This window comes from Embleya australiensis, assembly GCF_051903075.1.
GTDB lineage: Bacteria > Actinomycetota > Actinomycetes > Streptomycetales > Streptomycetaceae > Embleya.
In genome coordinates, this window is sequence record NZ_CP182422.1 from 3,601,294 (window position 1) to 3,625,000 (window position 23,707).

Here is a 23,707-nt window from a genome sequence, read left to right on the forward strand (position 1 = left end):
TCATTCTCCAAAGCCGAAGAGAGAGCAATATGCGACGGTGGCGTCATCGTGTGGCTTGCCTCTGAACTTACCTGTCGGTGTCTGCTGCTCGGCTTCCCGAACTGCTGCGACAACGGCGGAAGGGCCAGCTGTCTCAAGTTCGTCAAGGAGTTGACTCCACCCCCATCCGTATCGCTCGACAAGGCGCGAAATGCCGTCCGTCATAACCGCGACACGGTGCACGTCGGTTGCCGAAACAGATCCGGTGACCGCGTGCTTCGCTGCTTCTGGTTTCGTACTCGCGACCCAGAAACCGCCCGGCTGATTACGGACCTCTTGGAGGATTTCGCGAGTGTACCCCGGGAGGTGCGCGGTCGCGTCGTCGTTGATGGGGCGAACATCGCCCGACGTCGTCTCGATCACGATCGGGGAGTCGCACAGCACGAGGTAGTCAACCAAGCCGCTGCGGTTGCGGAGCAGGGCTACGGTAGATGATGGACTGTTGGGGTTGGACAGGTCGCAGGTATCGCTATGAAGGTCGCAGATGGCTGCGATGGCGTCGGCCAGGATCTCGCTCAGCGGTGCGCCGTCGTCCGTGATGAGCCGGGCCGAAAGTTGGGCGGCTAGCCGGCTCACCACCCACGGGACGTCGTGGATGCAACCGGTGTCCAGGCCGTTCGCGGTCGCGCCGTCGAGCACGATGACGAATCGTTCGCTGGCCACGACATAGTCATCGTTGATGCCGCCGGGGGACGGCTCACTGATGTGGCTGACCTGCAAGGTTCTTCCCGTCTACTCGGGTGCGGCGAATTCGTAGCAGAACACGTGGCTGTCTCCGGACACCACGGACTCAAGCACTTCGAGCGGCCCGCTTGCCCCGAAGGCGATGCGCCGCAGCTCGGCGACGGGCGTCCCAGGAGTGAGCCGCAGCCCCTGCACCTCGGCCGGTGTGGGCATCCGGATTCGGATCTCTTCCCGGAAGCGCTCAAGTGTGAGCCCCTTCTCCTCCAGCCGGGCGTAACTGCCGCCCGGTCCGGTGTCCGGCGTCCGGATCGCCGTGTCTTCAACGATGTCCAGACGGTAGTAGCTGTCGGCAAGCTGAGTCGGCGTGTCGCCCACCCAGTTGCGGCGTCGGCGCACGAAGACCGTGGCGCCTGCATCCACGCCAAGCCACTCGGCGATCCACTCGGGTGCCGGCACGTCGGCAAGCTCAAGAACCTCCTGCCCCCACTTCAACCCCTGCCGCTCGATCTCGGCTTCGAAAGCCGCCTTGCCGTCGGCGCGGGTCTGGCGCGAGAACCGGTGGGACCCGAGTCGGATGGTGGGCGGCTGCCGCTTCACGTAGACGCCCTTCCCCCTCTCGGCGACCACAAGGCCCTCTTCCTTCAGGAGCCGCACGGCCTGCCGCGCCGTGGCCGGAGCCGTTCCGAAGCGTCCTACCAGCATCTTTTCCGAGGGAAGCGCGTCACCGGGCGCCAGACGCCCGCTCGTGATCTCTTCCCTGAGTTCGTCAGCGATCTGCCGCGACGGAGAGCGCGGGTCGGTCGGATCAATGGCCATGCACGCCATCCTAGGCGACTTCACTAGTGAGGTATTGCGGTCTCGCACTCCGTGGCGCTACTGTCACACCACTGCCTCACTAGTGAAGCAGTGAGCCACAGAACTATGCACGTCAGAACACGCGATCTGCCAGGGAAGACGGCTTCGGCCGTACGCCCGTAAGCGCCGGGACAGCTCGGTCCTTGAGAACTCAACAGAGTGACGAACGAGATCGAAACGAGTGTTTTTGGTCCTCGGCGCGCGCCATGACGGGTGCGTCGGGGGCCACGGCCACTCGTCTCTGAAGACGGGGCACACCGACGTGTGCCGGGGCGCCCGACGACTTGCCGGAAGGCGAGCGCCCCGTGGGTCGCAACTCCGACATGGGGAGTACGACCGTGAGAACCATTGTGAACGGCCGTCTGGCCGTGACCAGCTTCGAGTTCACCGAGTTGGCGCTGGGCGTCGACCCGGAACTGTTCCTCGGAGTCGACGGGGAGTCCGCCGAGGAGCAGGCGGCCCGGGTCGATGCCGCGTGCGACATCCTGACCGTGCTGCGGCGCGAGGAGCCCGAGTTGGCCGAGTACGCCGAGCAGTTGCTGTGCGAGTCCGCTCGGGTGCTGGTCATGCCGAGTCGTCGCTTCGTTGCTCGGCGGTGGGCCGCGTGAGCGCCGATCCGGGCGTGTTCGCTGCCATCGGGTTCGCGTTGTATGCCGCGCACATGGTGGGTGACCACTGGGTGCAGTCGGATCGGGAGGCGCTGGGCAAGGGTGCGGCCGGTTGGTCCGGTCGCTTCTGGGCCGCGCGGCACGTCGTGTCGTTGACGCTGGTCAAGGTGGTGTTCCTCGCCGCCGTGTGGCTGGTGTTCGCGTTGGCGCTGAACCCGTTCGCGGTCGTCGTCGGCCTGGTGGTGGACGCGTTGTCGCACTGGTGGGCGGACCGCAGGCACACCCTCGCCGGATTGGCCCGGCGGGTCGGCAAGGGCACGTGGTGGGAGCGCGATCCGCAGGCTCCGTACCTGCTCGATCAGTCCTGGCACATCGGGTGGCTGTTCGTCGCCGCCCTGATCGTCACGGGGGTGACGTCATGACCGACACCGTCTACTCGATGCGCGCCAGCCGACAACTCGACAAGGCCAAGGTCGCCGAAGCGCAGGCCGCCGCGCAGGCCGTTCAGGCGGAAACGGCGCTCAAGCAGGCGGAAGCCGCCGCGCGGATCGCCGCCGTTCAGCGCGACGCCCAGCGGGCCGAGCGTGCGGGCGCCGAGCAGGACAAGGCCGCTGCCCGCGCGGAGCGCAACCGCCGGTGGCGCACGCGGTTCGACGCGGTGCTCGCCCGGCGCGACTTCGTGATGGTGACCGCCATCATGGTCGCGTCGGTGGGCACGGCGTGGCCCGCGCAGATGTCGTTCTATCTCGCGCTCGGGATGAACCCCGCGCTCGCCGTGCTGGTGACCGCGATGTCGGAAGGCGCCGCGTGGGCCGGGGCGGCAATGGCCTCCCGGGCGATCGAGGACGGTCGCCCCGCCGGGCTCTACCGGGCGATCACGTGGGGCTCGGCGCTCGCCGCCGCTGCTCTGAACGTCGCCCACACGATTCACCGGAGCGTTCCGCTCGCCATCGTGCTCGGGATCGCGTCGATGCTCGGCGTGCTGCTGTGGGAGTCCTACGCACACAGCCGGACCGAGCACACGAGCGGCAAGACCGGCGCGCAACTGCGGGCCGAGCTGTACCGCTCGGCGCGGTTCCGGCGAGTGAGTCGGCGCATGCGCGACCTGCTCGCGTCCGTGCCTGGACTGACCGACGACGCTGCATGGATCATCGCGTGGCGGGCGATCCATGGGGCCGACCCCGGGGTGACCCGCCGGACGCTCAAGCGTCACCACAAGGCGGTTCGGCAGGTGGGCGAACTGCTCGCCGCCGCGCCCGAGTCGGGTATCGAACCGGTCGCGTTGTCGGTGGTCCAGACCCCGACCGCGACGCTCGCCGACATCGCTCCGGGCGGGTCGGTGCTCGACTCCGACAAGGCCGTCCGGGACGCGCTCATCCTCGCGTTCGACTCCGCGCGACCGGTCGCCGAACTACTCGGCAAGGTCCGGTCGACCGACCCGACCGACGCCGACCAGTCGACCCCTGATCAGGGCATTTCATCTCAAAACGACAAGGCCGAGTCGGGCGCGGCCCGGTCGACCGGTGCGCGTCCGCGCAGGTCGACCGGCAAGGTCCCGACGGCAGCGAAGTCGACCGAGCGGGCGCGCACGACCGATGAACTCCTCACCGTGGCAAGGAAGGTGACGGCCGATTGGCCGGTCGACCGGTTGACCGGTGAGGCGGTGCGCAAGGCGGTCCGCACTTCGTCGGCCAAGGGCCGCACGCTGCGGGATGCGCTGCTGGCCGAGCGATCGGCCGCCGGGCTGCGCCTGGTGGTCGACCCCGACACTGCGGCCGAGAGCTGATGGCCCGATTCCGGGCGCGCTTCTGGGACCCGACCGGCGCCCGCCACGGCATCCCCACCTACCCGTGGCGGGCCGCGCCCGACGGCTTGATGACCCGCCGTCAGCTCCGTACCGAGGGGCTGCGGCCCGGCGGGCAGGAACCGGTCGCGCAACTGATGTGGCAGTCCCGGGCGCGTGGTCTGCGGGTCGCGTACCTGTACCGGGTCGACCGGGCCCGAACGGTGCGGCCGATGACCGTCGGCCGCCGTCGGGCGCTCGCCGCAGCGATGCGCGCCCGCCGAACGTGCCCGGCCTGTCGCATCGAACAGACCTACGTGATCTCCGTCCGACTCGGCGCGTGCGTGCCGTGCGCGGACGGCTTCGAGTACAGCGCCACCGCTTGATCGTGCGGGCACCGGCCACGCCTGGCAGCTTCCGCCGGTGCCCGCTCTCCACTCTTAAGAGGAGAGGTTCAGCATGACGCACGACACCTTCGACCGTCCCGACATCGAGGACGACGAATCGACCCGTGACGACGACACCCCGCCCGGCGGCGAGGTGATCCCCTTCCCCCGCGAGACCACCGTCGACCCCGACCCCGACGCCGAGATCGACCACAACCGGGACGACGACACCGACACCTGGGCCGAGCAGGACGAGGACACCGAGGATCGGGTACCGGTCGACCCGCCCGGCCGGGGCCGCCCCACGTGGAGCGAATCCGTTCGGGGCGAACAGCGCCGGGACGTACTCCCTGTATGGCTGCGCTCGCGTGAGGCGCTGGGCGAGCAGAGCGCGTGGGTGCTCGACCATTACAAGCACGTGTTCGCGTTCCACGCGGTGCGCACCCCCGTCTACGCCGGGACGCTCGCGCTGCGTTCCCCGCTCGGTGCCGCGCGTCTGGTGGGTGGCGCGTTGCGGTGGGTGTCCGACGCCGACGGGCGCCCGGTCCGCGCCGAAGCGGTCCGCAAGGCGGACGCGGCCGAGTACCTGAAGCTCGCCAAGCACCGCGACGGAAAGGTGAGGCTGCGCGGGACCATCCTCGCCGCGGCTGTCCTCGCCGCCGGTGTCCTGCTCACCGCGCTGCTGCTCGCCGGACCGACGTGGGCGCTGGTAGTCACCCTGCTCGGTGTGGTGGCCGGGTTGGGGTGGGCGGGTGCGCCGGAGGATCGGCCGGTGATCGGTCCTGCGGTGGTCAAGCCGCAGGCCGAGAAGCTGTCGAGCGGCATGGTGCTGCGGGCGCTCGGCGCGCTGGGGATCGCCGAGATCAACAAGGCCGTGGCCAAGGGTTGGGGACCGCGCGCGTTCGTCGCCCCGATCACCCGCGACGGGCCCGGGTGGCGGGCTGACATCGACCTGCCGTACGGCGTGACGGCCGTCGACATCATCGAGCGACGCGACCGGCTCGCGTCCGGCCTGCGCCGCCCGATGGGCTGCGTGTGGCCGGAACCGGCATACGACCAGCACGCCGGACGGCTGGTGTTGTGGGTCGGGGATCAGGACATGTCGCAGGCTCCGCCCGCCGTGTGGCCACTCGCGACATCGGGTTCGGTGTCGCTGTTCGACCCGATCCCGTACGCCACGGACCAGCGCGGGCGCGTCGTGTTGATGAGCCTGATGTACGCGAACATGCTGATCGGCGCGATGCCCGGCATGGGCAAGACGTTCGCCCTGCGCATCGCCCTGCTCGCCGCCGCACTCGACACCACCGCCGAGCTGCACGTGTGGGAACTCAAGGGCACCGGCGACCTGTCGCCGCTCGAACAGGTCGCCCACGCGTACGGCTCCGGCGCGGACGACGACACGATCGCCGGGACGATGGACTCGATCCGCTACGTCCACACCGAGCTTGAGCGCCGGGCAAAGGTGATCTCCGGCCTGCCGCGCGATGTGTGCCCGGAGAACAAGGTCACCCCGGAACTCGCCGCCAGGAAGAGCCTGCGGCTGCACCCGCTCGTGCTCGCGGTGGACGAGTGCCAAGAGCTGTTCACGCACGAGAAGTTCGGCAAGGAAGCCGACACCAAGCTCACCGCGATCATCAAGCGCGGGCGGGCGCTGGGCATCATCCTCCTGCTGGCCACCCAACGCCCCGACAAGGACTCGTTGCCCACCGCGATCAGCGCGAACGTCGGCATCCGGTTCTGCCTCAAGGTCATGGGCCAGACCGAGAACGACATGATCCTCGGCACGTCGTCCTACAAGAACGGGCTGCGCGCGTCGACGTTCACGCTCAGGGACCGAGGCATCGGCTACCTGGTGGGCGCCGGTCCCGAAGCACAGATCGGCCGCTCGTTCTACGTCGACAACCCCGGGGCCGAAGCAATCTGCACCCGCGCCCGCGCCGCGCGGATCGCCGCCGGAACGCTCGCCGGACACGCCGCCGGAGAGAACACCGAGATCGATCGCACACCGGCTCACGACCTGCTCGCCGACGTGCTGGCCGTGGTCGAGCCGGGTGAGGTAAAGGTGTGGAACGAACTGGTGGTCGACCGGCTCGCCGAGTTGCGGCCGGAGGTCTACGGGCCGTGGGCCACGCTCGACAGCAAGGCCAAGCCCGCACAACTGACCACCGCGCTCAAGCCGTTCGGCATCGCGACGGGGCAGGTCTGGGGCACCCCGATCGACGGCGGGAAGGGCGCGAACCGGCGCGGCATCACCCGCGACGACATCGCCGCCGCTGTCACCAAGCGTGACGAGAAGCGCGCCGGGGACTGAGTCGGATTCGTCGCTAGGTCTAGCGGGGGCGCCTGCTAGACCTAGCGACCCCGCTAGCGACCCATTCCCGCACTGACCAGAGCACTAGTCCCTAGCACCGCCATGCCCGGAACCAGCAAAAACCCCTCTGGGAGGCACCTCGTGACCCTCACGATGCTCGTCGCGGCGGCCGTCGCCGCCTACGCTCTCGGTTACAGCCTGTTGTGCCTCGTCTCGCCGTTCGGCCCGTGCCGACGCTGCGACGGAACCGGCAACCACATCTCTTGGCGGGACAAGCGCCGGGCCGCGAACGGCACGCCGAGCAGGCCCAAGCGCCGCAGCATCCGCAAGCCGTGCCGCCGCTGCAAGGGCACCGGCGCCCGGCTGCGGATCGGTCGCCGCATCCACAACCACGCCCGCCGGATCCACGCCGACGGCACCCGCTGAACCGCGCTCCGACCACCCGTCAGGAGACCGACATGACCACCCTCGCCGCCGGTGGATCCACCGTCACCATCGGCCTGCCCCTGATTCTCCTGCTCGCCGCCTTCGGCCTGCTCGCCAACAACAAGGCCCCGAAGCTCGCCGGGTTCTGCCTGTTCGTCGCCGGAGTCAACCTCTCCGGGACCGCGTTCGCCGCCTCGCTCAGCAACTCCACCGGAACGTTCGTCGCGGGCGCCGTCGACGCGTTCGCATCCGCCATCGGCTGAACGGAGACCACACACCGCGTGCGCATCCGCCGCTGGTTCATCTACCGCGCCCACCGCACCGTCCACATCGAACGCGGCGCCGACCCGAAGTGTGACCTCTGCTTCGGCGAAGGCGGCTGGTGGGAAGGCAGCGCCACCCATCCGGAAGACCCCGACATGGTCGCCTGCCCGTGCAACGACGGGCCGCGCATCCGCATCCCGTACGGGCGCCGTCCGCGCACCGAGTACAGCAACGAACCGCCGTTCTAGCCCCGCCCCGGGGCGACCGTCTACCGCCAAGTCGCCGGTCGCCCCGGGCTCCCACACCCCAAGCAGGAAGCAGGAGACACCCAGCATGGCCCATGCCCACTCGAACCGCCCCCTCCCGAACCCGCCGACCAAGCCCGCTGCGGTTTGCTCGCGCTGGTCGGCCGACCCGTGCCCGGCCACCGAGGGAGTGCGCCGCTACATGCACGGCTACTTCTGCCCCACCCACGCACCCGCCTCCCCCACCGGACCGGCCCGGCAGGAAGCACGGTCGTCCGCGCCCGCCGACAACCCGTTGAAGGCCACCGCGCTCATGCTCGCCGGGCGCGGTTGGAGCGTTTTCCCCATCACGCCCGGCAGCAAGAAGCCGCCCGTGGTGCGCGACTGGGAGCACCGGGCGACCACCGACCCGGACCGCATCGCACGATGCTGGGACCACGGCCGGTACAACGTCGGCATCGCCACCGGTCCGTCCGGGCTGGTCGTGGTCGACCTCGACAAGCCCAAGTCCGACACCGACGCCCCGCCCGCCGAATGGGCCGAGCAGGAAGTCGCCGACGGGTTCGACGTGCTCTACCTGCTCGCTGCCCAGGCCGAACAGCCCTACCCCGGTGGCACGTTCACCGTCGCCACCGCGAGCGGCGGCCAACACCTGTACTTCCTCGCGCCCGACGGAATCGAACTGCGCAACAGCACCGGCAAGCTCGGGTGGAAGATCGACACCCGCGCGCACGGCGGCTACGTCGTCGCTCCCGGCAGCGTCACCGGCGCCGCCTCGTACCGCGTCGTCAACGACGTCCCACCGGTGCCGCTCCCGGCGTGGTTGCTCGAACGTCTGCGGCCCGCACCGATCGGGCGCGGCCCGGTGGCGATCCCGCTCGCCCACCACGGGTCCGGTTACGCCGCCGCCGCGCTGCACAACGAGACCGCGAACGTCGCCGGTGCCCCGGAAGGCATGCGTAACGCGACTCTCGTTCGGGCCGCGCGGGCGCTGGGCCGGTTCGTGGCGTCCGGCGACCTGCCGCGCGGTGTGGTCGAAGACGCTCTTAAGGCGGGAGCATCGGGGGCCGGCCTGACCGAGCGAGAGAGCGTCCCGGCCATCACCAGCGCACTGAACTGGTCGATCGCCCACAACGTCACGAGGGCCGCATGAGCATCCAGACCCCCACCCTTAAGAGCATCCCGTCCGCCCCCGAACCGGGAGGGGAAGGCGCGGCGTTGCTGGACGAAGTCGAGGCGTTCCACCGGCGGTTCAACGTGTTTCCGGTTGAAGCGGCGTTCGTCGCCGTGGCGTTGTGGGACGCGCACGCACATCTGCTGGAGTGCTTCGACTCCACGCCGCGCATCGCGTTCCTCTCTCCCGAGCCTGGCAGCGGAAAAACCCGTGCGTTGGAAATCGTGGAAACGCTCGTGCCCAGCCCGATGCCCGCTGTGAACGCGTCCGCCGCAGCGCTCTTTCGTGCTGTGTCCGCCGGGGAGAGCAAGCCGACCATCCTGTTCGATGAGATCGACACCGTGTTCGGTCCCAAGGCCGGGGACAACGAGGAACTGCGCGGCTGGATCAACGCAGGACACCGACGGTCCGGCGTCACCTACCGGTGCGTGGGCGACGGGTCGAATCAGACCGTGGTCGCGTTCCCCTCGTATTGCGCCGTCGCCGTCGCCGGGCTCGGCTCGCTGCCGGACACGATCCTGACCCGCTCGGTCATCGTGCGCATGCGCCGCCGGGCACCCAACGAGCACGTCACCCCATTCCGCGCCCGTATCCACACCCCCGAGGGCAACGCCCTGCGTGATCGGCTCGCCAAGTGGGCGGACACCGTGCGCGAACAGATCGCCGGAGCGTGGCCCACGCTGCCGGACGGGGTGACCGACCGGCCCGCCGACGTGTGGGAACCCCTGCTCGCGGTCGCCGATGCCGTCGGCGGGCACTGGCCCGAACGCGCCCGCAAGGCATGCGTCGAACTGGTCGCAGCATCCAAGGCCAACGACAAGGGCTCACTCGGGATTCGGCTGTTGACCGACCTGCGCGACCACGTCTTCAACGGCGCGGACCGGGTGCCCACCGTCGCCATCCTCGCCGGGCTCACCGCGAAGGATGATGCTCCCTGGGGCGACCTCAACGGCAAGCCGTTGGACTCCCGTGGTCTGGCCCGGTGGCTGCGCGACTACGTCACGGCCGACAACTCCCCGATCGTCGCCCGGAACATCAAGACGGCTTCGGGAGCGGTGGTCAAGGGCTACTACGCGGCCGACCTCCACGACGCGTGGACGCGCTACTGCCCCCCACCCCTCGAAAGTCCGCTACCTCCGCTACCCAACTCGCAGAACCGCACCTGACCAGCGGAAACGAGGTAGCGGATGGGGCCGGATTCGTCCGCTACCCATCCGCTACCGCCTCGCCACCCGCTACCGCCCCGACGGGCGCCGGTAGCGGACGCATCCGCTACCGCTACCTCATCCGCTACCGAAAACAGGGCTCTGACCTGCGCGGTAGCGGAGGTAGCGGAAGTAGCGCACTTCTGAGGACAGGGCCGGAGCGCGGACTTTCCGTGCCGGCCATGCCTCACCAATCCCACTCGCCGCTTGGCTCTGGAGCTGCCATGTCCACCCACGCTGCCCCACCCCAGAACTTCGTTTTCACCGTCGAAGAGGCTGCTCTCTTCCTGAAGCTCGGCCGCACGACGGTGTACCGGCTCATCGGTACCGGCGAACTCAAGTCCGTGACCATCGGCCGCTCGCGACGCGTGCCCCTCGAAGCGCTGACCGCCTACGTCCACGACCTCATGAACCAGGCCGGCCACTCGGCCGCAGCCTGACCGGGGGACACATGACTGCCAAGAAGCGGCGCCCGAACGGCGCTTCGACCATCTACCAGGACAAGGAAGGTACGTGGCACGGTCGCGTGACCGTGGGCACGAAGGACGACGGGTCGCCCGACCGCCGGCACGTGCGCGGGCAGACGCAAGGTGTCGTCATCGACAAGGTGCGCAAGCTGGAAAACCTGCGGGACGCGGGCAACGTGCCCAAGCCCGGGAAGCCGTGGACCGTAAAGCTCTGGCTGACGCACTGGGTCGAGCACATCTCGGCGCCGTCGGTAGGAGTGAACACGATCGCCGGGTACCGGGTCGCGGTCTACCACCACCTGATCCCGGGGCTTGGTGCGCACCGGCTCGACAAGCTCACCCCGGAACACCTCGAGCGCTTCTACGCCAAGATGGAGAAGAACGGCAGCGCGCCCGCGACCGCGCACCAGGCCCACCGAACCATCCGGACTGCGCTCAACGTCGCCGTGCGGCGCGGGCATCTCGCGCGCAACCCCGCCTCTCTGGCAAACGCGCCACGGCTCAACGACGACGAAGACACCGAGGTTGAGCCGTACTCCGTCGAAGAGATCGGCCGCATCCTCCACATCGCCAAGCAGCAACGCAACGGCGCGCGGTGGGCCATCGCGCTCGCTCTGGGCCTGCGCCAAGGCGAAGCGCTCGGCCTGCAATGGGCACACGTCGACCTCGACAACGGCCTGATGCGGGTGCGCCGGAACCGACTCCGCCCGAAGTACCGGCACGGCTGTGGAGACGCGGAGCCCTGCGGGCGGAAGCATGCCGGCTACTGCCCGGAGCGCGTCCCGATTCGGCCCGAGACGAAGGGCACGAAGTCGCGGGCGGGTAGGCGCGTGATCGCGATCCCGGATGCGCTGCTCGCCATCCTGAAGCAGCACAAGGAGGAGCAGGAGCGCGAGCGGGACAAGGCCGCGCAGCTCTGGCACGACGGCGGTTGGGTGTTCGCGACCGAGGTTGGGCAGCCCACCAACCCGCGCACCGACTACTCCCACTGGAAGCGGCTGCTGACGACGGCCGGTGTGAGGGACGGTCGCCTGCACGACGCACGACACACAGCGGCAACTGTTCTGTTGCTTCTGCGGGTACCCGGTCGCGTGGTGATGGCGATCATGGGCTGGTCGAGCGAGGCGATGCTCCGCAGGTATCAGCACGCGATCGAGCCGATCCTCAAGGACGCGGCCCGGCAGGTGGACGGTCTGCTCTGGGCACCGTCTAGCGACAGCGGCGAGGGGCCCGAAAAGGCCAACTGAGACCGAAACTGAGACCACAACGCAGAGGACCACCTACTTTCGAAAGTAGGTGGTCCTCTGTCTGTCCTGCTCAAGAGCGGTAGCGGTGGGATTTGAACCCACGGATAGCTTGCACCATCACACGCTTTCGAGGCGTGCTCCTTAGGCCACTCGGACACGCTACCGAGAGAGAGCTTACCGGATGCCGGGGTGTGGTTCGTAACCGGATTCGTCGGTGCGGTTGAGGGTGAAGAAGTCGCGCAGGATCGTGGTGCACTCCGCCGCCGCGACGCCGGCGACGACCTCCGGGCGGTGGTTGAGGCCGCGGTCGCGGAGTACGTCCCACAGGGAGCCGGCGGCGCCGGCCTTGGGGTCCCAGGCGCCGAAGACCACACGGTCGACCCGGGCCAGGACGATCGCGCCCGCGCACATCGTGCACGGCTCCAGGGTGACCACCAGCGTGCAGCCGGACAGGCGCCACTCCCCGACGGCCTTGGCGGCCTCGCGCAGCGCCACGATCTCGGCGTGCGCCGTCGGGTCGCCGTGCGCCTCGCGTTCGTTGCGGCCGCGGCCGAGCACCGCGCCGTCCGGGCCGAGCACCACGCACCCCACCGGCACGTCTCCCGTGTCCACCGCGAGCGCCGCCTCGGCCAGGGCCAGCCGCATGGCCGGCTCGTACCGTCGCAGCGCGGGATCGAATCGGGGCTCGGGCACCGGTGGGGGCATCGTGCTCAGCGGACCGTCTCCAACTCGTCCGCGCAGCCCAGCCGTTCCGCTATCACCGCGATGGCGTCCGCGGGCAGCCCCGCCTCGCCCGCGAGGTCGGCCAGCAGTTGGGCCGACACCCCCAGGTCCACCAGGACGGTCTCGTCGCCGGCCGGACCGGTCGGCAGCACGGCCTCGTCGTCCTCCTCCAGGCCGTCGAGCACATCGGCCGTCAGCAACGCGTCCGCGTAGGCGCTGCGGGAGACCGCGGCCACGTCGGAGACGTAGATGCGCGGGTCCTCCTCACCGTCCACCCGGACGACCGCAAACCAGGTGTCCTCCTGCTCGACGAACAGCAGTACCGGTTCGTCGTCCACCGCCGCCGACCGTGCCAGGGCGGTCATCCCGGCCGAGTCCTCGACATCGTCGAGGTCGGCTTCACGGGCCTCCCACTGCTCGTCTGTACGTACGAGCACTGCGGCGAAGTACGCCACGGGACTCTCCAAGATCGTTCGCTTCGGCGTTGTCTCTCGCATCGTGGCAGATACCGGACCACCACGACGGGAATTGGCGCACGTTGACGAACAAGGTCGCCGCGACGATCGCACGCGGATCGTTTTCAGTAACGGAACGTACGCATCCGCATCATCTGACGCAGCCGCTCGTTGCGCGCGCGCCGCGGTTGAATGCGGGCCCGCAACTCGCGCGCCTCGGCGAGTTCACGCAGGAAGAGGGTGCGCCGGCGACGGCGAGCGGCCTCCGCCTCGCGGCGCTCGGCCGCCGTCGTTCGAGGTTCCCGACTCTCCATCACCACGCCCCTGGACTCGAAAATCCACCGAAACCGACGTGGCAGTAGTTCCCGGGACACGCCGGCTCAGTCATCGCACCGCCGGACCGGGCCGAATGTGCGTTCACAAACCGGTTCAATCCCTCCAATTTACCCGGGATTCCCATAACCGCCCGGCCCGGACCGCCCGCCGGACCCGCGCACGGCCGACGAATGCCACCGAACACACCCCGAAACCGACAACCCCGCAGGGTCACGGGAGGGGCCGGCGGGCTACTGTCGCTCCATGCGGATTCACGTCGTCGACCATCCTCTGGTGGCCCACAAACTCTCCACGCTGCGCGACCGGCGCACCGACTCGCCCACCTTCCGGAGGCTCGCCGACGAACTCGTCACGCTGCTCGCCTACGAGGCGACCCGGGGGGTGCGCGTCGACCCGGTCGCGATCAGCACCCCGGTCAGCGAGACCACGGGCGTCAAGCTCTCCTACCCCCGGCCGCTGGTGGTGCCGATCCTGCGCGCCGGGCTGGGCATGCTGGACGGCATGGTGCGCCTGCTGCCGACGGCCGAGGTCGGCTTCCTCGGCATGATCCGCAACGAGGACACCCTGGAGCCGTCGACCTACGCCACCCGCATGCCCGACGACCTCGGCGGCCGGCAGGCGTACGTGCTCGACCCGATGCTCGCCACCGGCGGCACCCTCATCGCGGCGACCAAGCTGCTTTTGGAGCGCGGCGCGCTGGACGTGACCGCGATCTGCCTGCTCGCCGCTCCCGAGGGGGTCAAGGTGATGCAGGAGGCGTTCGCGGACACCGAGGCCAACGTCACCGTGGTCACCGCCTCGATCGACGAGCGGCTCAACGAGCACGGCTACATCGTCCCGGGCCTCGGCGACGCCGGCGACCGGCTGTACGGCACCGCGGGCTGACCCGGGCCGCGACCCGAGCGGACCCCGGCCCGACCCACGCACCGCGTACGACCGTTCGGGGCCGATCCCGTGGCCCGTGTCCCGCGTGGGACCAAGGCCCTGCCCCGACAGGACGAACGCCGGATGCGCACGGCCACGCCTCGGCGCATGCTGGAGATGTGCCCGGGGCTGGGCAGGAGCCCCGCAGGCACCCCGGGACTGTTTGCCGATGCTGCGAAGGTACGACCCACCTTTGCTCCGGCGGGGGTCCCACAGGGGAGAGAGAGTGGCCGGTCCCCCCGCGGCCGCTCCCTCTCCCCTATTGTTTCTCCCCGACACCTCATAGGGGAGGCGGGGATATGGCGGGGCAGACCAAACGGATCCTGACGCTGCTCCTGATCGTCTTTGTCATCTACACGATCATCGCCACGCCCGAAAAGGCCTCCGACCTGGTCGCGCAGTGGTTCCAGGCGATGTCCTCCGCCGCCAAGTGGTGCGGTGACCAGATCAGCAGGCTCACGGGCTGAGGTCGTGCGCCGAGCGGCGAGCGCGGCGTCGGGGCCGGAGCCGGCACCGGTCGACGCCTCCACCACCGAGACCCACGCGATACGCCGCTACCTGCTGCCCAGCGAGACCTGCGCGATAGCCGTACGCCGGCACTGGGCGATCATCATCGGCCCGCTGGCGGTCACCGGGTTCGGGATCGCCTTTCTGGCGCTGCTGCTGTGGTACTTCACGTCGGCGAACCTGATCGTGAAGTACGGCGTATGGCCCGTCGGCACGGGCCTGCTGCTGTGGTGCTCCGGTCACATACTGACCTGGCGCAACGACTACTTCATCGTCACCGACAAGCGCATCATCCTGGCCACCGGGCTGATCGGGCGGCGGGTCAACATGCTGCCGCTGACCCAGGTGACCGACATGAGCTACCGACGCAGCCCGGGCGGCAGATTGCTCGGACACGGGACGTTCGTGATGGAGTCCGCGGGGCAGGATCAACCGCTCAGGGAGGTCGAGTTCGTCCCTCGACCCGACGCCGTCTACCTGAAGGTATGCGATCAGCTGTTCGGCCCGAATGTCGACTGATCGTCAAAGACCGACGAGTAATGCGAAACGGCTGGTAAAACCTCGAATTTTCTTTGCGGTGATTCGCGGCTTTCGTACTGTCGACATGCCGCTAGATACACCCGCATCACCTGACAAATCGGGGATGTCGCAAGGGGTTTGGGGCGGTGACCCGCGCCGGTAAGGGGGTACCGAACGACGGGCTGCCGTTCCACCATGGCCGGCAGCGGACAGGTTCCGCTCCAGGACCGACGAGGAGGTGGGCTCTCCAGTGCTGCTGCGAGATGCTTCCCACGAGGGCACAGCCGGCTCGACCGCCGACCGCGCCGCGCCCGCGCGCCTTCCCCGTACCGGCATACCCCGCGCTCGCGCGCTCCGGGGTTCCGGCACCGACACCCCCCAGGACACGCGCACGCTGTCCCGAACCCTCCTGCTCCGCCTCACCGACGTCGTCGAGGGATCGGCCGAGCACGCCTATGTGCGCAGCACCCTGGTCGAGCTGAACCTGCCCCTGGTGCGCTTCGCCGCGAACCGCTTCCGCAGCCGCACCGACCAGTACGAGGACGTGCTCCAGGTGGGCACGATCGGGCTGATCAAGGCGATCGACCGCTTCGACCCGCATCGCGGCGTCGAGTTCCCGACCTACGCCGTGCCGACGATCATCGGCGAGATCAAGCGGTTCTTCCGGGACACCTCGTGGAGCGTGCGGGTGCCCCGCCGGCTCCAGGAGTTGCGGCTCGCGCTCGCCGAGGCCACCGAGCAGTTCAACCACAAGTACGACCGGGCACCGACCGTGGTCGAACTCGCCAAGCACCTGAACCTGACGGTCGAGGAGATCCTCGAGGGCATGGAGGCGGCCAACGCCTACTCGCCCGCGTCGCTGGACGCACACGACCTCGACGACGATCGCGACAACGCGCTGATCGCCCGTCTCGGCCAGGAGGACGAGGCGCTCGACGGGGTCGAGTATCGCGAGGCGCTGCGGCCGCTGCTGGCCCGGATGAGCCCCCGCGACCGGCAGATCATCATGCTGCGCTTCTTCGGCAACATGACGCAGTCTCAGATCGGCGAGCGCCTGGGCATCTCCCAGATGCACGTCTCGCGCCTGCTCGCCCGCGCGTTGGCGCGGCTGCGCGCCGACCTGTCCGCCTGAGCGGGCGCGGCCCGGCCGCAGTGCGTGCGGCCTCGGCCGCTGTCCGGCAAGGCCCCTGACGGATCATCAGGGGCCTCGCCGGGCGGCCGACCGAGACCGCTCGCACCCGGCGGCCGGGATCGGGACGGCGGCTCAGGAGGTGAGCAGCCGGGCCCGAAGCCGCAGTTCGGTGATCGGGTCGATGTTCAAACCCTTGCGCAGGTACGCGTCGAACGAGCCGAACTTGCTCTGCACCTCGGCGAACGCCGTGTCCAGGTACGACTTCTGCACGTACAGCAGCGGGTCCATCAGGCTCGGGTCCTGCATCAACCCGGCGGCCTTCAGGCCCGCCTTCGTGGCCTCGTTGCGCGCCCGCAGGTTGTCGTTGCTGGCCAGGAAGTCGGCCTGCACGGTGGCGTCGTCGACACCCAGCGCCTTGAGCACGATCGCGCTCATCCACCCGGTGCGGTCCTTGCCCGCCGTGCAGTTGTAGATCACCGTTTTGCCGTCCGCGAGGTCGCGCAGCACGGTGGCGAACTGCGCGCGCTGGGCCGGGTCGTCGACGAAGCCCCGATAGACGTTCTCCAGCGCGGCGGCTGCCTTGCCGTCGCCGAGCAGCTCCTTCTGCCGGATCGGATCCCGGCTGCCCACCGCGGCGTTGGTGATGGCGGTGAGGTTGCCGTCGGCGATCGGCAGGTTCTCGACCGGGGTGCCCGCGGGCAGCCGGTTGACGCCGTTGCCGGTGATCTCGATGTCGGTACGGAAGTCGGCGGACACGTCCAGGCCCAGACCGCCCAGACGGGCCACGTCGGCGTCGGTGAGCTTGCCGAGCGCGTCGGCGCGGAAGGCCTGGCCGTACTTCACGGTCCGGCCCGAGTCCGCGCGGTAGCCGCCCAGGTCCCGGGCGTTGGGCGCGCCCTGCAGGCCGAGCGAGCGCGGGGCGGTGACCACTGCGCCGTTCGGGCCGGCCGGGCTGATGGCGAAGTACCAGCGCTTGGCCGGGTCCAGGCCGGACACGGTCAGCGAGGTGCCCTTGGTCGTGCCGACGAGCCGGGTGAAGCGGTCCGCGTCGGTGGACGCGTACACGCGCATCGGGCCGGGCCAACGATCGGTCCAGGTGATCGTGTACGTGCCGTCCGGGCCGACCGTGGCCGAGGCACCGGTGACCGAGCCGAGACCGGCGCGGGCCGAGACCCCGGAGTCGCCGTTGCCCGTGGCGGCCGAGGCCGGGGACGAGGCGACCGCGACGGTGCCGCCGAGCGTGAGCGCCGCCGTGACGGCGAGGGTCGCGAGGCGGATGGTGCGTATGCGCATGCGGTTGTGCTCCCGAGGAGGAAGTGTTCGTGATCGCCCGGGAACGACCTGGGAAAACAACCGGTCGTCGCTGCCGAGCGACGGACACACTGTAGTGACGACCGGGCGCCGACTCCAGACGGTGCCGTATGGAGGGATGGTGCGATGGGTCACCGTACGAGCCGGTTGCCAGGATCCGCCGATCGCCGGGCGGACCGATCATCCGACACCGCCCCCGCGCGACCCGAATCCGCCACTTTCGCAGGCCACTTCGACACAAAACGCACCGAACACGCCGGCGAGGACGCCCAGTCGCCACATCCGCCCCCTCGACGGGGAACGCCGGCACCCGGTTCGGGAGTTTCCCTGATACGCCGTCAAATAGGTACCGAGCGACGGGATTCCGGGTAGAACGCCGCCATCCGCCCGGTCATCGGGCGGACCCGGGGCAAAGTGGGGACCAACGCGCGCGCGTGCGCCCACGGGCACGGGCCGTGCACGCTATACCTGTTGATACCGGTCGCACGGGTGGGAGGACGTCCACTCACCGGCGACCCGAAGGGACCGGCTCGCCGGCCGGCCCGACGCGAAGGAGGAAGCCGTGCCGGACGGTACCAGCAAGCGCCACACCCCCGGCGATGGTTCGCCGGGCCGGCCCGTCCCGCGAGCCCAGGGTCCCCGGCGCTCCGGTCCGGGCGATCGCGAACGCCCCGAACCCGACTGGGATCGTCGGCCCGACCCCGACTACGACCGTCGGGCGGACCCGGACTACGACCGTCGGCCGGATCCGCTGTACGACCGCGAGGTCGAGGCGCCCTCCGGACCGCCGGGCTTCCCCGACTCCGCGCCGCCGGACCAGGGCGGGCGCCGCTCCGGACGGGCCCGCCGGGTGGCCAACTGGTTCGGGTTCGGCGCGCCGGCCGAGGGGGACGAGCCGGATCAGTACGACCGCCGGCCCGGCTTCGGCCGCCGCGATCCGTACGAGGCCGACGCCGGGGTGTACGACTACGGGCGCGATCAGGGCCAGGAGTACGACGCCGACTACGATCCGGCGCCGCCCGCGTCGGGCCGCAATCGGCGGCGCACCGGCTCCTCGCACTGGGAGGACGTGATGCTCGGCTCGTCGCCGCCTCCGGGCACGCCGATGTCGGACAGCATCCCCGGCGACACGATGCCGCCCGATCGGTTGCACCGCGACGCGCAGGGCGTGTTGCCGCCGTCGCGCGGCGCCGCCCGCCCGGGACGGCGCGAGGATCCGCAGCAGTGGCGGCCGGAGCCCGACGACGACATCGAGCCCGCCGATCCGATGGATCCGGTCGACCCGCTCGACCCCGGCCCGAGCCCGTCCGCCGAGCGCCGTCCGAACTACCCGCCGATCCCCAAGCACCGGCCCGCACCGGCCGTGGAGTCGGACGGCTACGCGTCGATCGACGCGAGCCCCGGGTTCGGCGACGATCCGACGGAACGACGGCGTGACGTCGGCGGCGAACCCGCCCCGGACGACGCCGGCGAGGCGGGCACCACGTTCCTCAAGGCGCCCCCGGCCCAGCGCACGCCCCAACGCTCCGCGCCCGCGGACAACCCGGCCGACGAGGTCCCGCGAAGGATGTTGCGCATGCTCCCACCTCCCGCCCTCGCCGACGGCGGCGGCATGGTCGTCGACGGCGGCCGGCTGGGCCGGTTGAACGTGCGCGCCGCCGGTGTCCGGGGCGAACTGCACCAGCAGCAGGGCCTGCCCAGACAGAACTGCTTCGCGGTCGGCCCGGACCCGAGCGCCCGCTGGACGATCGCCATCATCTGCGACGGCGTCGACAACGCGCACGCCTCCGAACTCGCCGCCCAGATCGCGGTCCGCAGCGCCTATCGCACCGTCGCGCGGATGGTCGCGCGCGAGCGGCACGAGAACTGGGACTGGGCCGGCGTCCAGACCGAGGTCGAGGAGGACCTGCGCTCCCGCCTGACCGGCACCGCCGACCGCGCGCACGAGCTGGGCCGCTCGGAACCCGCCACCCGGCTGGCGATATTGGTCACCGCCGCCGATCCGCTGGAGGACGACCGGGTCGACATGGCCGTACTCGGCGACAGCACCGTGCTCCGCCTGGCCCAGGGCGGCTGGCGCGCGCCGCTGGGCATCCGGGACACCTCGCTGGAGGCCGCGCCGGCGGCGATTCCCGACCAGGCCGGCGACGACCAGCTCCGCATCTGCCGAACCACGTGGCGGCCCACCGACGTACTGGTGATGATGACCGGCGGCTTCGCCGAGGCACTCGGCCAGCCGACCGCCGGTCTCGCTCCGCGCCTGGCCGAGGATTGGCGGACCCCGCCGTCCCTGTTCGACTACCTGCGCGATGTGGACGAGGGCCTGCGGCTGCGCGAGGAGGACGGCTGCGTCGTCGCGCTGTGGCCGTCACCCTGACCGGAGGAATCGAGCGGCGAACCGCGGATAGCGGATACCTGGCTATTCGTGGAATGCATATCGCGGGCGGGACCCGGAGGGATGGGGTCCCGCCCGCGGTATGTCGGCCCGTTGGTACGGCGGTCGGTATCGACCGATGGGTGGGTCAGGTGACGGCAATGAGCACGACCGCCGCGACCACGATGATCGCGATCACGACTCCGGCGATCAGTAGCACCGGCGGGGTGCCGCGCCGGGCCGGTTCGCCGGGAGCCGCGGGGCGGTCCTCGGCGACGAAAGCCCGGAACATCTGAGTACTGGCTGCAGGATCCATCTCGTTGTCAGGCATGCGCAGACCATACCGCACCCCGGAAAACGCAAAAGGCCCGTCCCTTTCGGGACGGGCCTTTCACACGTAAATTCCGGCGGCGTCCTACTCTCCCACACCCCTTCGAGTGCAGTACCATCGGCGCTGGAGAGCTTAGCTTCCGGGTTCGGAATGAGACCGGGCGTTTCCTCTCCGCCAAGACCACCGGAAAACCATCGAACCCACAACCATGGGTCGTTCGGTGAACCAGAAATCACATGCGGTGATTCAATTATCAAACAGGTTCCCCGAAACCGATTGCGGTTCGGGAACCACACAGTGGACGCGTAGCAACTGAGGACAAGTCCTCGGCCTATTAGTACCGGTCAGCTCCACCCCTCACAGGGCTTCCACACCCGGCCTATCAACCCGATCGTCTCTCGGGGGCCTTACCCAACCGAAGCTGGTGGGAGTCCTCATCTCGAAGCAAGCTTCCCGCTTAGATGCTTTCAGCGGTTATCCCTCCCGAACGTAGCCAACCAGCCATGCCCTTGGCAGAACAACTGGCACACCAGAGGTTCGTCCGTCCCGGTCCTCTCGTACTAGGGACAGCCCTTCTCAAGACTCCTACGCGCACAGCGGATAGGGACCGAACTGTCTCACGACGTTCTAAACCCAGCTCGCGTACCGCTTTAATGGGCGAACAGCCCAACCCTTGGGACCTACTCCAGCCCCAGGATGCGACGAGCCGACATCGAGGTGCCAAACCATCCCGTCGATATGGACTCTTGGGGAAGATCAGCCTGTTATCCCCGGGGTACCTTTTATCCGTTGAGCGACGGCGCTTCCACAAGCCACCGCCGGATCACTAGTCCCTGCTTTCGCACCTGCTCGACCCGTCGGTCTCACAGTCAAGCTCCCTTGTGCACTTACACTCGACACCTGATTGCCAACCAGGATGAGGGAACCTTTGGGCGCCTCCGTTACCCTTTAGGAGGCAACCGCCCCAGTTAAACTACCCATCAGACACTGTCCCTGATCCGGATCACGGACCCAGGTTAGACATCCAGCACGACCAGAGTGGTATTTCAACGACGACTCCACGAACACTGGCGTGTCCCCTTCACAGTCTCCCACCTATCCTACACAAGCCGAACCGAACACCAATATCAAACTATAGTAAAGGTCCCGGGGTCTTTCCGTCCTGCTGCGCGAAACGAGCATCTTTACTCGTAGTGCAATTTCACCGGGCCTGTGGTTGAGACAGTCGAGAAGTCGTTACGCCATTCGTGCAGGTCGGAACTTACCCGACAAGGAATTTCGCTACCTTAGGATGGTTATAGTTACCACCGCCGTTTACTGGCGCTTAAGTTCTCAGCCTCGCCCCGAAGAGCTAACCGGTCCCCTTAACGTTCCAGCACCGGGCAGGCGTCAGTCCGTATACATCGTCTTACGACTTCGCACGGACCTGTGTTTTTAGTAAACAGTCGCTTCTCGCTGGTCTCTGCGGCCACCACCAGCTCACCCTGCAAGAGGGATCACCAACAATGGCCCCCCTTCTCCCGAAGTTACGGGGGCATTTTGCCGAGTTCCTTAACCACAGTTCACCCGAACGCCTTGGTATTCTCTACCTGACCACCTGAGTCGGTTTGGGGTACGGGCCGCCACGACACTCGCTAGAGGCTTTTCTCGGCAGCATAGGATCATCCACTTCCCCACAATCGGGTCGGCATCAGGTCTCAGGCTATATGTCGTGCGGATTTGCCTACACGACGCCCTACACCCTTACCCCGGGACTACCACCGCCCGGGCTGGACTACCTTCCTGCGTCACCCCATCGCTCACCTACTACCCGATTGGTTCGGCGGCTCCACCCATCCGATCACCCGAAGGATCCCGGCGGCTTCACGGCCTTAACATCACGAGGTTCAGCGCTGGCGCATCGTAGCGGGTACGGGAATATCAACCCGTTGTCCATCGACTACGCCTGTCGGCCTCGCCTTAGGTCCCGACTTACCCTGGGCGGATTAGCCTGCCCCAGGAACCCTTGGTCATCCGGCGCACACGTTTCCCACGTGTGATTCGCTACTCATGCCTGCATTCTCACTCGTGCAGCGTCCACCACTGGTTTCCACCGCGACTTCACTCGCTGCACGACGCTCCCCTACCCATCCGTACACCTGAACCACGAAGGCTTGGCTAACATACGAATGACACGACTTCGGCGGTGCGCTTGAGCCCCGCTACATTATCGGCGCGGAATCACTTGACCAGTGAGCTATTACGCACTCTTTCAAGGGTGGCTGCTTCTAAGCCAACCTCCTGGTTGTCTCTGCGACTCCACATCCTTTCCCACTTAGCGCACGCTTGGGGGCCTTAGTCGGTGCTCTGGGCTGTTTCCCTCTCGACCACGGAGCTTATCCCCCGCAGTCTCACTGCCGCGCTCTCACTTACCGGCATTCGGAGTTTGGCTTATCTCAGTAACCTGGTGAGGCCCATCAACAATCCAGTGCTCTACCTCCGGCAAGAAACACACGACGCTGCACCTAAATGCATTTCGGGGAGAACCAGCTATCACGGAGTTTGATTGGCCTTTCACCCCTAACCACAGGTCATCCCCCAGGTTTTCAACCCTGGTGGGTTCGGGCCTCCACACGGTCTTACCCGCGCTTCACCCTGCCCATGGCTAGATCACTCCGCTTCGGGTCTTGGGCGCGCGACTCAATCGCCCTGTTCGGACTCGCTTTCGCTACGGCTACCCCACACGGGTTAACCTCGCCACACACCGCAAACTCGCAGGCTCATTCTTCAAAAGGCACGCAGTCACGGCCACCACACGACAAGCGCGGATGACGACGCTCCCACGGCTTGTAGGCACACGGTTTCAGGTACTATTTCACTCCCCTCCCGGGGTACTTTTCACCTTTCCCTCACGGTACTAGTCCGCTATCGGTCACCAGGGAATATTTAGGCTTGGCGGGTGGTCCCGCCGGATTCACACGGGATTTCTCGGGCCCCGTGCTACTTGGGAAATGCGCAAGCAAGCCGTACATGTTTCGTCTACGGGGGTCTTACCCTCTACGCCGGACCTTTCGCATGTCCTTCGACTACACATACGGTTTCTGACTCGCCGACCGGCCGGCAGGCCGATCAAGCACACTCCCACGACCCCGATCACGCAACCCCTGCCGGGTATCACACGTGACCGGTTTAGCCTCATCCGATTTCGCTCGCCACTACTCTCGGAATCACGGTTGTTTTCTCTTCCTGCGGGTACTGAGATGTTTCACTTCCCCGCGTTCCCTCCACACACCCTATATATTCAGGTGCGGGTGACAGCCCATGACGACTGCCGGGTTTCCCCATTCGGACACCCCCGGATCACAGCTCGGTTGACAGCTCCCCGGGGCCTATCGCGGCCTCCCACGTCCTTCATCGGTTCC

The 23,707-nt window shown here is 68.4% G+C and carries 24 protein-coding genes, 1 tRNA gene and 2 rRNA genes (1 of these 27 cut by a window edge); 17 read left to right on the plus strand and 10 right to left on the minus strand.

Translation table 11 applies throughout. The annotated features are described in order from the left end of the window. Together ACMXN5_RS15340 and ACMXN5_RS15345 are read right to left on the minus strand one after the other, a co-directional pair. Entirely contained in the window at window positions 1-759 is a 759-nt protein-coding gene (locus tag ACMXN5_RS15340) for a protein phosphatase 2C domain-containing protein (protein WP_439675741.1), read from the minus strand. Between the two features lie 12 nt (window positions 760-771). Further along, entirely contained in the window at window positions 772-1,539 is a 768-nt protein-coding gene (locus tag ACMXN5_RS15345; RefSeq protein WP_439675742.1) for a GntR family transcriptional regulator, read from the minus strand. A 377-nt stretch (window positions 1,540-1,916) separates the two neighbouring features. Between ACMXN5_RS15345 and ACMXN5_RS15350 the strand changes: the two genes are divergently transcribed. The 12 genes from ACMXN5_RS15350 (at window position 1,917) to ACMXN5_RS15405 (ending at window position 11,694) form a co-directional block, all read left to right on the plus strand. After that, window positions 1,917-2,186, plus strand: coding sequence for a hypothetical protein (locus ACMXN5_RS15350; RefSeq protein WP_439675743.1), 270 nt, complete (start codon window positions 1,917-1,919; stop codon window positions 2,184-2,186). Further along, window positions 2,183-2,608: a DUF3307 domain-containing protein gene (locus ACMXN5_RS15355; protein WP_439675744.1), complete on the plus strand. Its 426-nt coding sequence runs from the start codon at window positions 2,183-2,185 to the stop codon at window positions 2,606-2,608. The genes ACMXN5_RS15350 and ACMXN5_RS15355 overlap by 4 nt, the downstream gene beginning before the upstream one ends. Then, window positions 2,605-3,972 carry a hypothetical protein gene (locus ACMXN5_RS15360; RefSeq protein WP_439675745.1) on the plus strand — a complete coding sequence of 456 codons (1,368 nt, stop codon included), beginning with the start codon at window positions 2,605-2,607 and terminating at the stop codon, window positions 3,970-3,972. Before ACMXN5_RS15355 ends, ACMXN5_RS15360 begins: the two co-directional genes overlap by 4 nt. Continuing rightward, complete coding sequence (locus ACMXN5_RS15365; RefSeq protein WP_439675746.1) at window positions 3,972-4,355, plus strand: RRQRL motif-containing zinc-binding protein; 384 nt, start codon at window positions 3,972-3,974, stop codon at window positions 4,353-4,355. Before ACMXN5_RS15360 ends, ACMXN5_RS15365 begins: the two co-directional genes overlap by 1 nt. 73 nt (window positions 4,356-4,428) lie before the next feature. Continuing rightward, window positions 4,429-6,666 carry a cell division protein FtsK gene (locus tag ACMXN5_RS15370; RefSeq protein WP_439675747.1) on the plus strand — a complete coding sequence of 746 codons (2,238 nt, stop codon included), beginning with the start codon at window positions 4,429-4,431 and terminating at the stop codon, window positions 6,664-6,666. Window positions 6,667-6,807: 141 nt separating this feature from the next. Then, entirely contained in the window at window positions 6,808-7,092 is a 285-nt protein-coding gene (locus ACMXN5_RS15375) for a hypothetical protein (RefSeq protein WP_439675748.1), read from the plus strand. A 32-nt stretch (window positions 7,093-7,124) separates the two neighbouring features. Continuing rightward, window positions 7,125-7,355: a hypothetical protein gene (locus tag ACMXN5_RS15380; RefSeq protein ID WP_439675749.1), complete on the plus strand. Its 231-nt coding sequence runs from the start codon at window positions 7,125-7,127 to the stop codon at window positions 7,353-7,355. An 18-nt stretch (window positions 7,356-7,373) separates the two neighbouring features. Then, window positions 7,374-7,604 (plus strand): hypothetical protein, encoded by a 231-nt coding sequence (locus ACMXN5_RS15385; protein ID WP_439675750.1) that lies wholly within the window; start codon window positions 7,374-7,376, stop codon window positions 7,602-7,604. Window positions 7,605-7,689: 85 nt separating this feature from the next. Then, a complete protein-coding gene (locus ACMXN5_RS15390) occupies window positions 7,690-8,754 on the plus strand; it encodes a bifunctional DNA primase/polymerase (protein ID WP_439675751.1) in 1,065 nt (354 codons plus the stop codon). Continuing rightward, the gene (locus tag ACMXN5_RS15395) at window positions 8,751-9,941 is read left to right on the plus strand and encodes a DUF3631 domain-containing protein (RefSeq protein ID WP_439675752.1); all 1,191 of its coding nucleotides are present in this window, start codon (window positions 8,751-8,753) and stop codon (window positions 9,939-9,941) included. The genes ACMXN5_RS15390 and ACMXN5_RS15395 overlap by 4 nt, the downstream gene beginning before the upstream one ends. 263 nt (window positions 9,942-10,204) lie before the next feature. Continuing rightward, window positions 10,205-10,420, plus strand: coding sequence for a helix-turn-helix domain-containing protein (locus ACMXN5_RS15400; RefSeq protein WP_439675753.1), 216 nt, complete (start codon window positions 10,205-10,207; stop codon window positions 10,418-10,420). A gap of 11 nt (window positions 10,421-10,431) precedes the next feature. After that, entirely contained in the window at window positions 10,432-11,694 is a 1,263-nt protein-coding gene (locus ACMXN5_RS15405) for a tyrosine-type recombinase/integrase (RefSeq protein WP_439675754.1), read from the plus strand. 77 nt (window positions 11,695-11,771) lie between these two features. On the opposite strand, the gene ACMXN5_RS15410 is transcribed toward ACMXN5_RS15405, so the two are convergent. From ACMXN5_RS15410 to ACMXN5_RS15425, 4 genes are all read right to left on the minus strand, one after another. After that, window positions 11,772-11,858 (minus strand) — tRNA-Ser (locus ACMXN5_RS15410). 10 nt (window positions 11,859-11,868) lie between these two features. Continuing rightward, entirely contained in the window at window positions 11,869-12,399 is a 531-nt protein-coding gene (gene tadA, locus ACMXN5_RS15415) for a tRNA adenosine(34) deaminase TadA (protein WP_439675755.1), read from the minus strand. A gap of 5 nt (window positions 12,400-12,404) precedes the next feature. Then, entirely contained in the window at window positions 12,405-12,914 is a 510-nt protein-coding gene (locus ACMXN5_RS15420) for a tRNA adenosine deaminase-associated protein (protein WP_380040310.1), read from the minus strand. 83 nt (window positions 12,915-12,997) lie between these two features. Next, on the minus strand, window positions 12,998-13,186 hold the full coding sequence (locus ACMXN5_RS15425) for a hypothetical protein (protein WP_078979378.1): 189 nt from the start codon (window positions 13,184-13,186) through the stop codon (window positions 12,998-13,000). Window positions 13,187-13,451: 265 nt separating this feature from the next. On the opposite strand from ACMXN5_RS15425, the gene upp reads away from it, so the two are divergent. From upp to ACMXN5_RS15445, 4 genes are all read left to right on the plus strand, one after another. Continuing rightward, complete coding sequence (upp, locus tag ACMXN5_RS15430) at window positions 13,452-14,093, plus strand: uracil phosphoribosyltransferase (RefSeq protein ID WP_379998726.1); 642 nt, start codon at window positions 13,452-13,454, stop codon at window positions 14,091-14,093. Between the two features lie 338 nt (window positions 14,094-14,431). Then, window positions 14,432-14,599, plus strand: coding sequence for a hypothetical protein (locus tag ACMXN5_RS15435; RefSeq protein WP_170222223.1), 168 nt, complete (start codon window positions 14,432-14,434; stop codon window positions 14,597-14,599). Between the two features lie 4 nt (window positions 14,600-14,603). Next, entirely contained in the window at window positions 14,604-15,158 is a 555-nt protein-coding gene (locus ACMXN5_RS15440) for a PH domain-containing protein (protein ID WP_439675756.1), read from the plus strand. A gap of 250 nt (window positions 15,159-15,408) precedes the next feature. Continuing rightward, the gene (locus tag ACMXN5_RS15445) at window positions 15,409-16,290 is read left to right on the plus strand and encodes a SigB/SigF/SigG family RNA polymerase sigma factor (RefSeq protein ID WP_078976446.1); all 882 of its coding nucleotides are present in this window, start codon (window positions 15,409-15,411) and stop codon (window positions 16,288-16,290) included. 132 nt (window positions 16,291-16,422) lie between these two features. Here the strand turns inward: ACMXN5_RS15445 and ACMXN5_RS15450 are convergent, their stop codons facing one another. Further along, complete coding sequence (locus tag ACMXN5_RS15450) at window positions 16,423-17,583, minus strand: tyrosine-protein phosphatase (protein ID WP_439675757.1); 1,161 nt, start codon at window positions 17,581-17,583, stop codon at window positions 16,423-16,425. Window positions 17,584-18,163: 580 nt separating this feature from the next. On the opposite strand from ACMXN5_RS15450, the gene ACMXN5_RS15455 reads away from it, so the two are divergent. Continuing rightward, window positions 18,164-19,978: a protein phosphatase 2C domain-containing protein gene (locus ACMXN5_RS15455; RefSeq protein WP_439675758.1), complete on the plus strand. Its 1,815-nt coding sequence runs from the start codon at window positions 18,164-18,166 to the stop codon at window positions 19,976-19,978. Window positions 19,979-20,123: 145 nt separating this feature from the next. Here ACMXN5_RS15455 and ACMXN5_RS15460 read toward each other — a convergent pair whose 3' ends face one another. From ACMXN5_RS15460 to ACMXN5_RS15470, 3 genes are all read right to left on the minus strand, one after another. After that, window positions 20,124-20,306, minus strand: a complete 183-nt coding sequence (locus ACMXN5_RS15460) for a hypothetical protein (protein WP_379998717.1) — start codon at window positions 20,304-20,306, stop codon at window positions 20,124-20,126. 71 nt (window positions 20,307-20,377) lie between these two features. After that, window positions 20,378-20,494 (minus strand): 5S ribosomal RNA (gene rrf / locus ACMXN5_RS15465). 126 nt (window positions 20,495-20,620) lie between these two features. Next, window positions 20,621-23,707, minus strand: a 23S ribosomal RNA gene (locus ACMXN5_RS15470); it runs 41 nt beyond the window's last position.

What these genes read in the sequence shown, in the direction of transcription:
- ACMXN5_RS15345 (WP_439675742.1), bottom strand. Translation starts at nt 1,539, where the DNA reads ATGGCCATTGATCCGACCGACCCGCGCTCTCCGTCGCGGCAGATCGCT.
- ACMXN5_RS15360 (WP_439675745.1), top strand. Translation starts at nt 2,605, where the DNA reads ATGACCGACACCGTCTACTCGATGCGCGCCAGCCGACAACTCGACAAG.
- ACMXN5_RS15365 (WP_439675746.1), top strand. Translation starts at nt 3,972, where the DNA reads ATGGCCCGATTCCGGGCGCGCTTCTGGGACCCGACCGGCGCCCGCCAC.
- ACMXN5_RS15370 (WP_439675747.1), top strand. Translation starts at nt 4,429, where the DNA reads ATGACGCACGACACCTTCGACCGTCCCGACATCGAGGACGACGAATCG.
- ACMXN5_RS15380 (WP_439675749.1), top strand. Translation starts at nt 7,125, where the DNA reads ATGACCACCCTCGCCGCCGGTGGATCCACCGTCACCATCGGCCTGCCC.
- ACMXN5_RS15390 (WP_439675751.1), top strand. Translation starts at nt 7,690, where the DNA reads ATGGCCCATGCCCACTCGAACCGCCCCCTCCCGAACCCGCCGACCAAG.
- ACMXN5_RS15395 (WP_439675752.1), top strand. Translation starts at nt 8,751, where the DNA reads ATGAGCATCCAGACCCCCACCCTTAAGAGCATCCCGTCCGCCCCCGAA.
- ACMXN5_RS15400 (WP_439675753.1), top strand. Translation starts at nt 10,205, where the DNA reads ATGTCCACCCACGCTGCCCCACCCCAGAACTTCGTTTTCACCGTCGAA.
- ACMXN5_RS15405 (WP_439675754.1), top strand. Translation starts at nt 10,432, where the DNA reads ATGACTGCCAAGAAGCGGCGCCCGAACGGCGCTTCGACCATCTACCAG.
- tadA (WP_439675755.1), bottom strand. Translation starts at nt 12,399, where the DNA reads ATGCCCCCACCGGTGCCCGAGCCCCGATTCGATCCCGCGCTGCGACGG.
- ACMXN5_RS15420 (WP_380040310.1), bottom strand. Translation starts at nt 12,914, where the DNA reads ATGCGAGAGACAACGCCGAAGCGAACGATCTTGGAGAGTCCCGTGGCG.
- ACMXN5_RS15425 (WP_078979378.1), bottom strand. Translation starts at nt 13,186, where the DNA reads ATGGAGAGTCGGGAACCTCGAACGACGGCGGCCGAGCGCCGCGAGGCG.
- upp (WP_379998726.1), top strand. Translation starts at nt 13,452, where the DNA reads ATGCGGATTCACGTCGTCGACCATCCTCTGGTGGCCCACAAACTCTCC.
- ACMXN5_RS15435 (WP_170222223.1), top strand. Translation starts at nt 14,432, where the DNA reads ATGGCGGGGCAGACCAAACGGATCCTGACGCTGCTCCTGATCGTCTTT.
- ACMXN5_RS15450 (WP_439675757.1), bottom strand. Translation starts at nt 17,583, where the DNA reads ATGCGCATACGCACCATCCGCCTCGCGACCCTCGCCGTCACGGCGGCG.
- ACMXN5_RS15460 (WP_379998717.1), bottom strand. Translation starts at nt 20,306, where the DNA reads ATGCCTGACAACGAGATGGATCCTGCAGCCAGTACTCAGATGTTCCGG.